The sequence below is a fragment of the Blastococcus sp. KM273128 genome (genome assembly GCF_021698975.1).
Lineage (GTDB): Bacteria > Actinomycetota > Actinomycetes > Mycobacteriales > Geodermatophilaceae > Blastococcus.
In genome coordinates this window covers 37,565-52,141 of record NZ_SSXA01000025.1, presented here as the reverse complement: position 1 = coordinate 52,141, position 14,577 = coordinate 37,565, and the positions used below count along the sequence as shown (strand labels likewise).

Sequence of the window (14,577 nt, the reverse complement as noted above, 5' to 3'; positions counted from 1 at the left end):
GACGTCAGCCCTCCGCGAGCCAGATGGCGGTGTGCGGCGGCAGCGCCACGGTGGCCGGCGAGCGGCGCACGTGCGTGTTGGACGCCAGCAGCACGGTGCCGCGGGTGCGCACCAGCGTCGTCCCCGTGCCCATGTTGACCACGCAGCGGACCACGCTCCCGTCGTCGGCGGTGCACCGGACGGTGAGGACGTCGCCCCGCGTGCTGACCGTCGCCTCACCCGACCCCAGCGCCGGGTGCGCCTCCCGCAGCGACAGCGCGCGGCGGTAGAGGGTCAGCATCGAGCCGCCGTCGCGGGCCTGGCGGGACACCGCGTACCGGTCCCACTCCGCCGGCACCGGCAGCCAGGGCTCGGCGTCGGCGCGGGTGGAGAAGCCGACGCCGGGCGAGGGGTTCCACGGCATCGGCACGCGGCAGCCGTCGCGCCCGCTGCGGGCGCCCCCGCTGCGGAAGAAGATCGGGTCGCGCTTGGCCTCGTCGGGGACGTCGGCCTGCGGCAGGCCCAGCTCGTCGCCGGCGTAGACGTAGGCCGAGCCCGGCAGCGCCAGCATCAGCAGCGCCGCGGCGCGGGCGCGGGCGGTGCCGACGGCCCCGCCGCCGAAGCGGGTGACCTGCCGGTCCTTGTCGTGGTTGCCCAGCACCCAGGAGACCGGGGCGCCGACCTCGCCGAAGGCGTCCAGCGCGCTGCGCACGCCGTCGGCGAAGGCCTCGGTCGACCAGGCCGACTTCAGCAGCCGGAAGCTGAACGACTGGTGCATCTCGTCCGGGCGGGAGTACAGGGCCACCTCGCGCGGGTCGGCGAGGCAGACCTCGCCGACGAGCATGGTGTCCGGGTACTCGTCGCAGATCGAGCGCCAGCGCCGCCAGACGTCGTGCACCTCGGGCTGGTTCCAGGTCATCGCCTGCTCGGGGCCGTGGCCGAACAGGGTGGGGGAGTAGGCGCCCGGGTTGTCCCGCAGGCCGGCGTCCTTGAACAGGCCGTAGGCCACGTCGACGCGGAAGCCGCTGACGCCGCGGTCCAGCCAGAAGCGCAGCGTCCGCTCGAAGTCGGCGGCGACGGCCGGGTCGCGCCAGTTGAGGTCGGGCTGCTCGGGGGCGAACAGGTGCAGGTACCAGCGGCCGTCGGGGGTCCGCGACCAGGCCGGCCCGCCGAAGAGCGACTGCCAGTTGTTCGGCGGCTCCTCCGACGGCGGCGCGAAGTGGTAGCGGGCGGCCTCGGGGGAGTCCGGGTCGGCCAGCGCGGCCTGGAACCAGGGGTGCCGGTCGGACGTGTGGTTCGGGACGACGTCCAGCACGACCCGCAGGCCGAGCGCGCGGGCCTCGGCGACCAGCGCCTCGAGGTCGGCCACGTCGCCGTACTCGGGGTCGACGGCGCGGTAGTCGACGATGTCGTAGCCGCCGTCGGCGCCCCCGGAGGGGTAGTGCGGGTTGATCCACACCGCGTCCACGCCCAGCCACGACAGGTACGGCAGCCGGGAGCGCAGACCGGCGAGGTCGCCGACGCCGTCGCCGTTCCCGTCCGCGAACGAGCGCAGGTAGACCTGGTACACCACCGCCGACCGCCACCACGGGGACGTCGACGACCGTTCCGCGACCTGCCGACGGGTCGCGGTCCGCACCGATGCGAGGCGCACTGCCATGCGACCTCCATCGGCACGGCTCCGCGCTTCCTCGAGGACGCAGGGGGGCGGAGTGGCCGGTGTGCCGGGTCGTTACCCCGCCGTGACGTGCCCGGGTGCCCGGTGCGGCAGGTGGCCGGCGGGACAGCGCCCCTCCCGGCACGACAGGATGGCCGCATGGCAGAAGACGCACGGACCCACGACCTCGTCGTCTACGGGGCCACCGGCTTCGTCGGCCGGCTGCTCGCGCGCTACCTCGCCGAGCACGCCCCGTCCGGGACCCGCATCGCGCTGGCCGGCCGGTCCCGCGACCGGCTCGAGGAGGTCCGGCGCGCCCTGCCCTCCGGTGGCCGGGACTGGGCCCTGGTCGAGGCCGACTCGACCGACGAGGCGTCGCTGGACGCCCTCGCCCGCGCCACCCGCGTGCTGGTGACCACGGTCGGCCCCTATGCCCGGTACGGCCTGCCGGTGGTGGAGGCCTGCGCCCGGGCCGGCACCCACTACGCCGACCTCACCGGTGAGGTGCTGTTCGTCCGGGACGCCATCGAGCGGTGCGACGCCGTGGCGAAGGAGACCGGCGCGCGGATCGTGCACGCGTGCGGCTTCGACTCGGTCCCCTCCGACCTCAGCGTGCTCCTGCTCGGCCGGCAGGCCGCGGCCGACGGCGCCGGCGGGCTGACCGACGTGCAGCTGGTCGCCAGCCTCCGTGGCGGCTTCAGCGGCGGGACGATCGACTCGATGCGGGCGCAGGTGGAGGCGCTGGCCGCCGACCCGTCGCGGCGCCGCGTGGTGGGCGACCCGTTCGCGCTGAGCCCCGACCGCGCCGCGGAGCCGGACACGCCCCAGCCGCGGGACGCGGGTATGCCCGCACAGCTGCCGGACGGCCGGTGGAGCGCGCCGTTCGTCATGGCCCCGTTCAACACCCGGATCGTGCGGCGCAGCAACGCCCTCCAGGACTGGGCCTACGGGCGCGGGCTGCGCTACGGCGAGGTCATGAGCGCCGGCCGCGGCCCGCTGGGGGCGGCGACCGCGGCCGGGATCGGCGCGGGGCTGGTCGCCGTGGTGTCGGCGATGAGCCTCGGGCCGACCCGCGCGCTGCTGGACCGGGTGCTGCCGGCGCCGGGCACCGGTCCGGGCGAGGCCGCCCGCGAGAAGGGCTTCTTCCGCATGGTGGTCGACGCCACCACCGAGGACGGGCGCCGCTACCGGGCGACCGCCGCGGGCAGCGGCGACCCGGGCTACAAGGCCACCGCCGTCATGCTCGGCGAGGCCGCCCTCGCGCTCGCGCTCGACGAGGACCGGCTGCCCGACCGGGCCGGCTCGCTGACCCCGGCGACGGCGCTGGGCGAGGTGCTGGTCGAGCGGCTGCGCGCCGCCGGGCACACCTACGAGGTGGTCGCGGTCTGACCCTGCCGCCGCCGGAGCGGGGGGAGCAGGGCATCGCTAGGGTTGACCGACATGCCGACCAGCGCACCGGGACAGCCCGCCGGATCGATCCGGGAGCTCGGGCTGCCCGCCCGGGCGGTCACCGCGCTGACCCGCGCCGGGATCACCGAGGTCGACGCGCTCGCCGCCCTCACCCGCCGGGAGCTCGGCGCCGTCCCCGGGCTGGGCGCCGGGATGGTCGCCGCGATCCGCGCCGTCGTCCCGGAGCCGCCCGCGCGGCTGCCGGGCGCCGGTCCGGCCGGCGAGGGGGACGCGGACGAGGAGGGCCCGGTGGCGCCGGCGATCCCGTCGTTCGACTCGCTGCGGGCCCCGCGGCGCCGTTCGGCGGTCGACCTCCTGGTGCCGGCGGGGCCCGCGGACCCCGTGCCCGCGGCGTCCGCCGCCGGTCCCTCCGCCGGTCCCTCCGCGGCCGGGGACCCACCGCCCGGTGCCGGTGCGCCGCCGGCCGCCGTCCGCCCGCCGGACTACGCCGACCTGCTGCGTCTCGGGGTGCACGTCACCCGGGCTGTCCTGGGCCTCCCGGCGCGCTGCCTGCACCGGCTGCTCGGCCGGGGTGGCCCCACCGCCCCGTAGGCCGGGGCGCGGGTGGAGCGCATCCTGCTCCGTCGGGACGGCGACGCGGTCGAGGCCGTGGTGCTCGACGCCGACGGGGCGGCGGGTCGCCGCGAGCGGCTCGCACCCGCGGCGCTCGCCGGGCACGTGGCCGAGCGGGAGCGCGCGACCGCGCCGGTCCGGTGGGTCTGGGACGACGCGACCCGCTGGTACCCGGGGCTGCTGGCGGCCGGGGTGCGCGTCGAGCGCTGCACCGACCTGCGGCTGGGCCACGCGATCCTGCGGCGCTCGCCGTTCGCCGACCAGACCCTGCTCGCCGGCGAGGACACCCCCGGCTGGGACGCGCTACCGCCGGGCCCGCCGCCGGAGTCGGCGCTGTTCCCCCTGGCCGACCCCGCCGACCTGCTCGACCCGCTGGCCGAGCACCGGCGCCAGCAGGCGGTGCTGGCCGCCTCGCCGCAGCGGGACCGGCTCGCCCTGCTGCTGGCCGCGGAGTCCTCCGGCGCGCTGGTCGCCGCCGAGCTCACCCACACCGGTCTGCCCTGGCGGGCCGACGTGCACGAGCGCCTGCTCACCGGACTGCTGGGCCCGCGCCCGGTGGCCGGTGGACGCCCCGCCGTGCTGGAGCGGCTGCTGGGGGAGGTGCGCGCGGCATTCGGCGCCCCCGCCCTCAACCCGGACTCGCCCGGCGAGCTGCTGCGGGTGCTGCAGCACGCCGGGCTGCCGGTCGCCGACACCCGGTCCTGGACGCTGGAGCAGCTCGTCCACCCCGGCATCCCGGCGCTGCTGGAGTACCGGAAGCTCTCCCGGCTGCTGGCGGCCAACGGGTGGGCCTGGCTGGACGCGTGGGTACGCGACGGGCGGTTCCGCGCCGTCTTCGTGCCCGGCGGGGTGGTGACCGGGCGGTGGGCCTCGTCCGGTGGTGGCGCGCTGTCGGTGCCGACCGTCGTCCGACCCGCCGCGGTCGCCGACGACGGGTGGCGGTTCGTCGTCGCCGACGTCGCCCAGCTCGAGCCGCGGGTGCTGGCCGGCATGAGCGGCGACGGCGCCATGGCGGAGGCCGCCCGCGCGGCCGACCTGTACGAGGGCATGGTCGCCGCGGGCACCGTGGCCACGCGGGCCGACGCCAAGCTCGGCATCCTCGGCGCGATGTACGGCGGCACCCGCGGCGAGAGCGGGCGGATGATGCCCCGGCTGGCCCGGCGCTACCCCCGGGCCATCGGCCTGGTCGAGGAGGCCGCCCGCGCCGGCGAGCGCGGCGAGGTGGTGCACACGCTGCTGGGGCGGGGGTCGCCGCGCCCAGGGGCCTGGCCGCACGAGGAGGGCGACCGGGCCCGCCGCGCCTGGGGCCGCTTCACCCGCAACTTCGTCGTCCAGGGCACCGGGGCCGAGTGGGCGCTGTGCTGGCTGGCCGACCTGCGCAACCGGCTGTGGCGGCTGGGCGACGACGGCGCCCGGCCGCAGCTGGCCTTCTTCCTCCACGACGAGGTGGTCGTGCACACGCCCGAGCACCTGGCCGGCGAGGTGGCCGAGGCCGTCCGCGCCGCGGCGTCCACCGCCGGGCGGCTGCTGTTCGGGACCTTCCCGGTGGACTTCCCGCTCGACGTCGCCGTCGTCCGGTCCTGGGCGGAGGCCGGCTGACCCTCCCGCGCGCGGGTACCGCACCGGCCGCCCGACGGGCCGACGCGACACACATCACGTCGTGGGAATCAGCGCCCGCGGGCTGCCGGGCGCCGCCGAGTCGCCCTCCGGGGTGAGCCGGGGACCCACCGCAGCACTGGGGTGAATCCTGCGCCGGGCACGTCCCGTCGTGGGTAGGGCCGCTTCCCGCCCGAATCCGTCAGCTAACCCGGTAGGCGGCAGACGGAAGAAACGGAGAGCCGCCGCATGGCGCGCCCCTGCACCGCCGCACGCCCCTGCGCCCGCCGGCACCGCCGCCTCCGGGCGCGTCCGCGGAGCTGAACGCACGCGCTGCCCGGCGTCCCGCCGGTCGCCCGCCGACGGCCCGCACCGGCCTCCCCACCGGTGCCCGGCGGCCCCGCGACCCGCGCCCACGCCCGCTGCCCGCATCCTCCGCGACCCGCCCTGACCGGCCGGTCGCGCCGCACACCTCGGAGCACCCGAACACCATGGATCCCCGCACCACCACCACCGGCCGCCGCGGCCCCCTCGCCTTCCGCCGCCCGCCCGCGGCCGTCCGCCGGCCGGCGCTCTACCTCGGCGTCGCCGTCGCCGGCGCCGTCCTGGTCAACAGCCTGGTCGGCGTCGAGCCGGCCGCCCAGGCCGAGGCCGGCACCTCGGAGTCGATCAGCGTGGCGCAGGCGCTGGGCCTCTCGGCCCAGGCCGGCCCCGTCGACGTGACCGAGGACCTCCAGCCGCTGGAGGACCTCGCCGCCAGCCGCAGCTCCCGCGAGGCCGACCAGGCCGCGGCGCAGCAGGCCCAGGCCGCCGCCGACCAGGCCGAGCTCGACCGGCAGAAGGCCGAGGCGGAGGCCCAGGCCCGTGCCGAGGCGGAGAAGAAGGCGGCCGAGGCGGCCGCCGCCGCGGCGGCCGCCGAGCAGCAGGCCGCGGCTGCGGCGCCCGCGAGCCCCACGCAGCAGGCGCAGGCGGCGACGAGCGCGGCCACCTCGGTGGTGGCCACCGCGGTCGCGCGGATCAGCAACACCGCCGGCAGCGTCCGGCCGCAGACCCAGGCCGCGGCCGACGCCGTGGTCAGCAACGTGCCCGGCGCCGCGGGGATCACCCTCGGTGGTACCCGGGCCAGCGCCGCCGACCCGGGTGGGCACCCCTCGGGCCTGGCGCTGGACTACATGGTGATGTCGAACGCCTCCCTCGGGGACGCCATCGTCGAGTACCACCGCGCGCACTGGGACGAGCTGGGCGTGGACTACCTCATCTGGCAGCAGCGGATGCTGTCCTCGCCGGGTGGGTCGTGGAAGGCCATGGAGAACCGCGGCAGCGCGACGGCGAACCACTTCGACCACGTGCACGTCAACTACAACTGAGCCCGGGCGCCGGGCCCCCCTCCAGGCGGCCGACACGGCCGTGACCCCGGTCGGTGTGCCTGTCGCGGTGCCGTGGGAGCGCCGCTGCGGCCACCCGGGGAACCGTCGATCCCAGCCGATCGGGCTCGAGGGGGTTCAGCCCCCGCCCGAACGGGCACCCCTCAAGGCGCACGGCACGGGACGACGCGCGGGGTGGACCCCCGCGGCATGCACACGAGGGGATCGGGAGTGACCACGGCCGAGACCAGCAGACGATGCCTGGACGGCCGGTACCAGCTCTCCGAGCTCATCGCCGTCGGCGGCATGGGCGAGGTGTGGCGCGCCCGTGACCTGCAGCTCCACCGGACGGTGGCGGTGAAGGTGCTGCGGAGCGAGTTCGCCGACGACCCGGTGTTCGTCGCCCGCTTCCGCTCCGAGGCCCGGCACGCCGCCGGGCTGAGCCACCCGAACATCGCCGCCGTCCTGGACTACGGCGAGACCACCGCCGAGGACACCGGCGAGCGCCTTGCCTACCTGGTGATGGAGCTCGTCGAGGGGTCGTCGCTCTCGACGCGGCTGGCCCAGGAGGGCTCACTGGACACGCGGGCGACGCTGTCGCTGCTGCGGCAGGCGGCCGCCGGGCTGGCCGAGGCCCACCGCGCCGGGGTGGTGCACCGCGACGTCAAGCCGGCCAACATCCTCCTCCGCGAGGACGGCACGGTGAAGCTCACCGACTTCGGCATCTCGTGGTCGGCCGGCAGCGCCCCGATCACGCGCACCGGCCAGGTCGTCGGCACCGCGCAGTACATGTCGCCCGAGCAGGCCCGGGGCGAGCACGTCAGCCCGGCCAGCGACGTCTACGCGCTGGCTCTCGTCGGCTACGAGTCGCTCGCCGGGCACGCGGCGTTCGACGGCGACAACCCGGTCACCGTCGCGCTCAAGCAGGTGCAGGAGACCCCCGAGCCGCTCCCGGCCGAGCTGCCGCCGGACGTGCGCGCCCTGATCGACGCCGCGCTGGTGAAGGACCCTGGCGAGCGGCCCCGTGACGGGGCCGCCTTCCTCTCCGCGATCGAGGAGACCATCCGGCGGCCCTCCGGCGAGCCGCCGACCCGGTCGGTCGTGGCCGCGCCGGTGCGGCGGGAGCGCCGGGCACAGCAGCGCCGCCGCGCCGCCGCGAAGCGCCGTGCCGCCCCCGTGACCCGCCCTGCGGCGGCGGCCACGACCCGGCGGCCGACCCTGGTGGTGCTGCTGCCCCTCGTGGCCTTCCTGCTGCTGGGTGCCGGGGCCATCGTGCTGGTCCCCGACGCGGGTCCCGACTCCGGTGACACCGCGAGCGCCGCCGCCGACCCGTCGGCGGGGGAGGGCGTGGTGCTGGAGCCCGGGGACCTCCTCGGCCGGCCCGTGGCGGAGGTCGCCGCGGAGCTCGGAGCCCTCGGGCTGGCGGTGCGGCAGGTCCAGGACCCCACGGACGGCAGCACCCCGGGCACCGTCACCGGCGTCGACCCGGCGGGCAGCCTCCTGCGGCCCGGCGACGTCGTCCGCCTCGCCGTCGCGGTGCGGCCGGGCGCCCCGGAGACCGGGGCGGAACCGGAGCCGCTGCCGGTGACCGGCGGCGGCGCGACCCCGGTGGCCCGCACCCGGCCGGTCGCGCCGGCCCCGGTGGCACCGGCCGACGAGCCGGAGCAGGTGGGCACGGTGGGGGGCGCGCCGGCCGACGACGCCGCGGACCCGGCCACCGAGGAGCCCGCGGCACCGCCGGAGGACGCCACCAGCGAGCCCAGCGCCCCGCCGGCGGAGGACACGGGCACGCCCACCACGCCGCCGGGCACCGGTGAGCCGACCACGCCGCCGGCGGAGGACACGGGCACCCCCACCACGCCGACGACGCCGTCCGGCACCGGGGAGCCGACCACGCCGCCGGCCGAGGACACGGGCACCCCCACCACGCCGACGACGCCGTCCGGCACCGGGGAGCCGACCACGCCGCCGGCGGAGGAGACGAGCACGCCGACCACGCCGCCGTCGGGCGAGGACGACGAGGTCGAGGTCGAGGAGTCCGACGGGGACGAGGCCGACGGGGAGGAGGCGGCGGTCAGCGAGCGTGAGCCGGCCGACGAGGTGTCACCCGCCGCCCGGCTCTGAGCCACGCTCCGCGCCGGAGCGCCTGGCACGGAGGGTCGTGACGCTCGGGGTCGTCGCGCGCGCAGCCCTACTATCTGCTCAGAGCAGCCGGTCGAGGTCGTCGGGGCCGGGCCCGGTGCCGCCGGAGTCGGGCAGCGGCGAGGTGTCGGGGACGTCGTCGTCCGGCGGCTCGGGGGTCACCGGGCCCTCGGCGTAGAGGGTGTCGGGGTCCTGGGGGTCCATCTCGCGCGGCACGGACGGCGACTACCCCGCGTGCCCGGTGCGAACCCGCCCCGGGTCGGCACCCGGGGCGGGTGCCGGCTCAGGTGCCGCAGAAGGTGCGGTACGTCCCGAAGTCCTGCGGGGCGGGCGCCGCGTACCGCTCCAGGCCGGGCCGCTCCTCGAAGGGGGCGGTGACCGCCTCCAGCAGCCGGCCGACCGGCGCGAGGTCACCCTCGGTCGCCGCCTCCAGGGCCTCCTCGACCAGGTGGTTGCGCGGGATGTAGGCGGGGTTGACGCGGTCCATGGCGTCGGCGTCCGGGCCGAGCGCGCGCCAGCGGCCCAGCCATCCGTCGATGCCGGCCAGGTCGAGGAAGAGCAGCCGCACCCGCTCCACGTCGCCCCGGGCCGCCGCCCCCAGCGCGCGGAAGGCCGACGTGAGGTCGACGTGGTCGCGGGCGAGCAGGGTGAGCAGCTCCTCGGCGAGCTCGCGGACGACCGCCTCGTCGACGTCGGTGGACAGGCCGAGCTTCGCGCGCACGCCCGAGGTCCACGCGGCCTGGTACCGCGGGGCGAAGCCGCGCAGCGACTCCATCGCGAGGGCGACCGCCTGCTCCTGGTCCTCCGCCAGCAGGGGGAGGAGCGCCTCGGCCAGCCGGGCCAGGTTCCACTGGGCGACGGCCGGCTGGTTGCCGTAGGCGTACCGCCCGCTGTGGTCGATCGAGCTGTAGACGGTGGCGGGGTCGTAGGCGTCGAGGAAGGCGCAGGGGCCGTAGTCGATCGTCTCGCCGGAGATGGTCGTGTTGTCGGTGTTCATGACGCCGTGCACGAAGCCGACCAGCATCCACTGCGCGACCAGCTCGGCCTGGGCGCCCACCACGGCGTCGTAGAGGGCGAGGTAGGGGCTCTCGGCGTCGACTGCCCCGGGGTGGTGGCGGGCGATGGCGTGGTCGGCCAGGCGGCGCAGCAGGTCGACGTCGCCGAGCACGGTGGCGTACTGGAAGGTGCCCACCCGCAGGTGGCTGGCGGCGACGCGGGCGAGGACGGCTCCGGGCAGCAGCGTCTCCCGCCGGACGGCACGGCCGGTGGCGACGACGGCGAGGGCACGGGTGGTCGGGATGCCCAGGGCGTGCATCGCCTCGCTGACGACGTGCTCGCGCAGCATCGGGCCGACCGCGGCGAGGCCGTCACCGCCGCGGGCGAAGGGGGTGCGGCCCGACCCCTTGAGGTGCAGGTCGCGCAGCACGCCGTCGGCACCGGTGAGCTCACCCAGCAGGAGGGCGCGCCCGTCGCCCAGCCGCGGGGTGAAGCCGCCGAACTGGTGCCCGGCGTAGGCCTGCGCCACCGGGGTGGCCCCGTCGGGGACCGCGGTGCCGACCAGCAGCCGGACGCCGTCCGGGCCGCGCAGCGCGGCGGCGTCGAGGCCGAGCTCCGCGGCCAGCGGCTCGTTGAGGAGCAGCAGCCGGGGGTCGGGCGCCTCGTCGGCCTGCCAGGGCACCGCCAGTTCCGGGAGGTCCCGCGCGAAGCGGGCGTCCAGGGACACGGTCCGGGCCGGGGCGGAGGTCACGCCCCCGAGGGTACGAGCCGGCGGGGCGGCCGGCCCGGGAACGATCAGGCGCTGATGGTCCCGCGGCGCTGGAGCCGGACCCGGCGGCGCTCGCGCTCCGAGAGGCCGCCCCAGATGCCGAAGCGCTCGTCGTTGGCCAGGGCGAACTCGAGGCACTCCGCGCGCACGGGGCAGCCGGTGCAGACCCGCTTGGCGTCCCGGGTGGAGCCGCCCTTCTCCGGGAAGAACGCCTCGGGGTCGGTCTCGGCGCACAGCGCGTCGATGCGCCACGAGTCGTCGGACTCGGCCGGGACGGCCCAGGCGGCGTCCAGCGGGGCGAAGGCGCCGACGGGGGAGTGGTCCCGGGTGTCGGCTGCGGAGCCGGGGACCAGCGTGAGGACGGGGCGGGAGAGGGAAGGCACGGGAAGCTCCTCGGTGGACGGTCGTGGCAGGCGCGGTGACGGACCGGTACGGCCTGCTTGCTTCCTGTGACGTTACGGAGCCGCCGCCGGATCGGCACTGGCAGATCTGGTACGAAACCGGCCCGTCCGATTGGGCAGATGTGTGGCTACCCGACCCGCCGGGCTGCTGCGGGTGGGCAGGATCCGTCAGCCGCGGCGGGACCGCCCGCGCGGGCCACCCTGCCGACCACCGAGCGCGCGACCGGCTGCCCGTCCCGCGGCCCGCCGGCCACCGCCGACGGGGCGGCGCTCGCGCTGGGTGTCGCGCCGGCCGGCCGGGGCGCTGCAGGGGCGGCAGGTGGTGAACCACGGCGCGATGGCGCTCCCGCACTCCACGCACTTCCCGGAGCGGCCCAGGGCGATGGCGTCGGGGAGCAGCTCGGTGATCATCTCGGCGCACTCCTCCTCGACCCAGGCGGCGTCCTCGCTGTCCAGGCCGGCGACGCCGGGGAACTGGCGCAGCAGCGTCTGGGCGTCGCGGGCGGCCGCTGCAGCCTGCTCGTACTCCTCGACGGTTCCGCCACGGGGGACGTCGGGCAGCACGATCTCCTGCGGGACGGGGAGGCCGGCCGCGTGCCGCAGCGCGGCGCGGGCGAGCACCAGCCAGCGGGTGCGCCGGGGCGGGTTGTAGTCGATCGCGAGGTTGACCAGCCGCCAGACGGTGTCCAGGTCGCCGACCGCGCCCAGCGGGCCGCGCAGCAGCGGGAGCAGTGCGTGCACCCGGAGGACGAGGCTGGTGACGTCGTCGGCGGTCATCGCCTGGTCGCGGGTGGCGGCCCGGGCCCACGCCATCCAGCGCACCAGCGCTTCGGGGAGGTCGACCGCCTCCATGGCACCGAGGTCCTCGAGCTCGGGCCGCAGGCGGGGGGCGCGCTTGGGGAGGTCGCTCATCTCGTCGCCACGGGCGACCGCGGCCCCGGCACCGACGAGCGCCGCGACCGGCTTGAGCCCGCTGACGCCGATGAGGATGCCGACGGCGCCGTGGCCGGTCAGGCCGTAGCGCCCGGCCCGCCCGGCGATCTGCGCGGCCTCCCAGGTGCGCAGCGGCCGCATCTCCTGGCCGTCGAACTTCGTCGTCTCGGCGAAGAGCACGGTGGTCGCGGGCACGTTGATGCCGTGGCCGATGACGTCAGTGGTGACCAGGACGTCGAGCTCACCGCTGGTGAACCGCTCGATGACCTCGCGCCGCGTGGCGGGGGGCAGTGCCCCGTAGAGGACGCCGACCTTGCCGGGGCGGTGCTGGTCGAGCTCGGCGGCGACGGCGTACACGGCCTTGCGGGAGAAGGCGACGACGAGGGTCTGCGGGCGGACGCCGGCCGGTCGCACCGGCGCACGCAGCACGTCGAGCCGCGACAGCCGCTTGTGGTTGACGACCTCGACGTGCTCGGCGTCGCGGACCAGCGGCTTGAGCACCAGGTAGGCCTCGGCGGCGGAGATCAGGTGCATGCTGCGGTACTCGCCGGTGAGCAGGAGACGCGCCCAGTGGTGCCCGCGGTCGGGGTCGGTGACCCAGTGCGCCTCGTCGAGCACGAGCATCTCGCCGCGGTCGGGGGCCTTCTCCACGGTGCAGCAGACGATGGGCGCGAAGGGGTCGATCTCCTCCTCGCCCGTGGACAGGCCCACCGTGCCCTCGGGCAGCTGGGCCGAGAGCTTGGCGTAGGCCTCGTGCGCGAGCTGCCGGAGCGGTGCGGCGTAGACGCCGGAGCCGGTCGCGGCCAGCGCCTGGAGGGACTCGTAGGTCTTGCCGGAGTTGGTCGGGCCGAGGTGGAAGACGACCTCCTCGGGACGGGTGGCGCGGGTGGGTAGCTCCGGTGCGGCGCCCTCCACCCAGCTCTGCTGGGCCCGCTTCTCCTCGTGCGCCGCGAGGCGGTCGGCCTCGCGGGCCGCGGTGCGCTTCTCCGCGCGCGCGGCGTCGCGGTCGTCGCCACGGCCGGCGGCGCGGCGGTCACGGCTGCGGTCGCGGCCGGCGGGGTGCTGCGCGTCGCGGGCGTCCGCTCGGTCGGCGCCGGGCGTGCCCGCGCTGTCCACGTCTCGGACGGCAGCGCGGTCGTTCTCGCGAGCCGTGCGGTCGGTGCCGTGGGTGGCTGCTGCGCGGGTGGCGGACCGGTTCCGCCGGCGGGCGGTGGTGGGCTGTGGGTGGTGCTCGGGCAAGCGTGATCCTCGAAGAGCTCGGGGGCAGGTGCGCGCCTCTGCCGAGCCGCGTCGTCCCCTGAGCCAACACCGAGGGTCACCGATCCATGCCCGCGGGGGGCGGTGGCCGTTCAGCCGGCGCGGATCCGGGCGGGTTCTGCGGTGGTGCGGGGGAGGATGAGGATCTCGGTGCCGTCGGGGCGCCAGGTGCGCCATCGGCCGTCGGGTTGGCGTTCGATCCGGAATCCGTGGTGGATCTTGGTGTGGTGGCGTTCGCACAGGAGCGCGCAGTTGGCCAGGTTGGTCTCGCCGCCGTCGATCCAGTGGACGAGGTGGTGGACGTCGCACCAGTGGGCGGGGGCGTGGCAGCCGGTGAAGACGCAGCCGCGGTCGCGGGCGTCCAGGGCGCGGCGTAGTCCGGGTGGGGAGACCCGTTGGCGGCGGCCGTGGTCGAGGACTTCGCCGTCGGGGCCGATGACGATGCGGCTGATGCCGCCGTCGCAGGCCAGCCAGCGGGCGCGGGCGGCCGAGAGGATGGTGCCGAAGCCGGTCTGGGCGGCGCCGGGGCCGGCGGTGGCGGGGTCGATGAGGTCGTCGAGGTCGACCCGGACGACGACGTGCGGTTTCTGGGTGCGCAGTGTCGGCAGGGTGCCGGCGGCGAGCTGGTTGTCGGCGAGCTGGACGAGGGCGTCACCCTGTTGCTGGGCGCGGGTGCGGGTGTCCCCGGCGGGCCGGTTGGCCTGCGCGATGGATTCCACGGCGGTCTGCAGTTTCTCCCCGCCGACGGCGTCGAGTTCGAAGCGGCCGCTGACGCTGCCGTCGGCGTGCTTGACCAGGGTGAACGACCGGCCCTCGGTGGGGTCGGGTTCGGGCCCGTCGGGATCGAGGCGGTCCTTGTAGTGGTCGACGAGCTGGCGCAGCTCCTCGTGCGGCCGGGTGGCGGCCACCTCGGCGAACGCCTCGCCCACACCCGCCAGGTCCACGCCCTGGGCTCGGGCGGCGGCCAGCTTGGCCGGCGTGATCGCCGGGGCGATCTCGGCGAGCGCGTCGAGTGCGACCGCGCCGGTGCCGGCCGCGGCGGCGACGGCGGGCAGGGCCTCCATCGCGCGCCCGGCGGCGACCAGCCGGGAGGCCGCGGCCGGGGCGAGGCGGGCGTGCCCGCGCAGCCAGGAGGCCATGGTCTTGTGCCCGTCGTGCTCGGCGGCTCCGGTGAGTTCGCTCTGGCGGACGGTGCGGGCGATCTCGGCGGTCAGCCGGTTCCCGGCGACCAGCAGCGGGGCCAGCCGGTCGATCAGCTGCGGCCCGAACCGGCCGGACAGCTCCTCGGCGGACAGGTCGTCCAGCGCGGCGACCAACCGGCCGATCGCGCCGTCCACGCCTGTCGAACGCATGTACGAATAGTATCGCCACCCGGCGGCGTTCGCGACATGAACGTGCAGGTCAACCGCCTGTCCACAGGTCCCGGCAAGGTCTTGACGGGGCCACCCGCCGAGGCTGCCG

11 protein-coding genes and 1 riboswitch are annotated in these 14,577 nt (G+C 76.9%); of the genes, 5 read left to right on the top strand and 6 right to left on the bottom strand.

The features are described from left to right. Nucleotides 1-4: 4 nt before the first annotated feature. Nucleotides 5-1,639, bottom strand: a complete 1,635-nt coding sequence (locus tag E9529_RS09560) for a glycoside hydrolase family 13 protein (protein ID WP_236830924.1) — start codon at nt 1,637-1,639, stop codon at nt 5-7. 156 nt (nt 1,640-1,795) lie between these two features. On the opposite strand from E9529_RS09560, the gene E9529_RS09555 reads away from it, so the two are divergent. The 5 genes from E9529_RS09555 (at nt 1,796) to E9529_RS09535 (ending at nt 8,742) form a co-directional block, all read left to right on the top strand. Next, nucleotides 1,796-3,025, top strand: coding sequence for a trans-acting enoyl reductase family protein (locus E9529_RS09555; RefSeq protein ID WP_236830923.1), 1,230 nt, complete (start codon nt 1,796-1,798; stop codon nt 3,023-3,025). Between the two features lie 51 nt (nt 3,026-3,076). Beyond that, nucleotides 3,077-3,637 carry a DNA-directed RNA polymerase subunit alpha C-terminal domain-containing protein gene (locus E9529_RS09550; protein ID WP_236830922.1) on the top strand — a complete coding sequence of 187 codons (561 nt, stop codon included), beginning with the start codon at nt 3,077-3,079 and terminating at the stop codon, nt 3,635-3,637. A 12-nt stretch (nt 3,638-3,649) separates the two neighbouring features. Beyond that, the gene (locus E9529_RS09545) at nt 3,650-5,257 is read left to right on the top strand and encodes a bifunctional 3'-5' exonuclease/DNA polymerase (RefSeq protein ID WP_236830921.1); all 1,608 of its coding nucleotides are present in this window, start codon (nt 3,650-3,652) and stop codon (nt 5,255-5,257) included. Nucleotides 5,258-5,340: 83 nt separating this feature from the next. Further along, nucleotides 5,341-5,490, top strand: a riboswitch (cyclic di-AMP (ydaO/yuaA leader). 255 nt (nt 5,491-5,745) lie between these two features. After that, nucleotides 5,746-6,621: a hypothetical protein gene (locus E9529_RS09540; RefSeq protein WP_236830920.1), complete on the top strand. Its 876-nt coding sequence runs from the start codon at nt 5,746-5,748 to the stop codon at nt 6,619-6,621. Between the two features lie 228 nt (nt 6,622-6,849). After that, nucleotides 6,850-8,742, top strand: a complete 1,893-nt coding sequence (locus E9529_RS09535; RefSeq protein WP_236830919.1) for a serine/threonine-protein kinase — start codon at nt 6,850-6,852, stop codon at nt 8,740-8,742. A 78-nt stretch (nt 8,743-8,820) separates the two neighbouring features. Here the strand turns inward: E9529_RS09535 and E9529_RS09530 are convergent, their stop codons facing one another. The 5 genes from E9529_RS09530 to E9529_RS09510 all read right to left on the bottom strand — a co-directional run bounded on the left by E9529_RS09530 (nt 8,821) and on the right by E9529_RS09510 (nt 14,468). Next, nucleotides 8,821-8,976: a hypothetical protein gene (locus tag E9529_RS09530; RefSeq protein ID WP_236830918.1), complete on the bottom strand. Its 156-nt coding sequence runs from the start codon at nt 8,974-8,976 to the stop codon at nt 8,821-8,823. 67 nt (nt 8,977-9,043) lie between these two features. Next, nucleotides 9,044-10,507 carry a YdiU family protein gene (locus tag E9529_RS09525; RefSeq protein WP_236830917.1) on the bottom strand — a complete coding sequence of 488 codons (1,464 nt, stop codon included), beginning with the start codon at nt 10,505-10,507 and terminating at the stop codon, nt 9,044-9,046. Between the two features lie 44 nt (nt 10,508-10,551). Beyond that, nucleotides 10,552-10,818, bottom strand: coding sequence for a WhiB family transcriptional regulator (locus E9529_RS09520; protein WP_236830949.1), 267 nt, complete (start codon nt 10,816-10,818; stop codon nt 10,552-10,554). 276 nt (nt 10,819-11,094) lie between these two features. Continuing rightward, on the bottom strand, nt 11,095-12,975 hold the full coding sequence (locus E9529_RS09515; RefSeq protein WP_236830916.1) for a helicase-related protein: 1,881 nt from the start codon (nt 12,973-12,975) through the stop codon (nt 11,095-11,097). A 233-nt stretch (nt 12,976-13,208) separates the two neighbouring features. Further along, complete coding sequence (locus E9529_RS09510; protein WP_255708675.1) at nt 13,209-14,468, bottom strand: HNH endonuclease signature motif containing protein; 1,260 nt, start codon at nt 14,466-14,468, stop codon at nt 13,209-13,211. Nucleotides 14,469-14,577: the final 109 nt, after the last annotated feature.

Coding starts and splice junctions, on each gene's coding strand:
- E9529_RS09540 (WP_236830920.1), top strand. CDS start 5,746: ATGGATCCCCGCACCACCACCACCGGCCGCCGCGGCCCCCTCGCCTTC.
- E9529_RS09560 (WP_236830924.1), bottom strand. CDS start 1,639: ATGGCAGTGCGCCTCGCATCGGTGCGGACCGCGACCCGTCGGCAGGTC.
- E9529_RS09550 (WP_236830922.1), top strand. CDS start 3,077: ATGCCGACCAGCGCACCGGGACAGCCCGCCGGATCGATCCGGGAGCTC.
- E9529_RS09510 (WP_255708675.1), bottom strand. CDS start 14,468: ATGCGTTCGACAGGCGTGGACGGCGCGATCGGCCGGTTGGTCGCCGCG.
- E9529_RS09555 (WP_236830923.1), top strand. CDS start 1,796: ATGGCAGAAGACGCACGGACCCACGACCTCGTCGTCTACGGGGCCACC.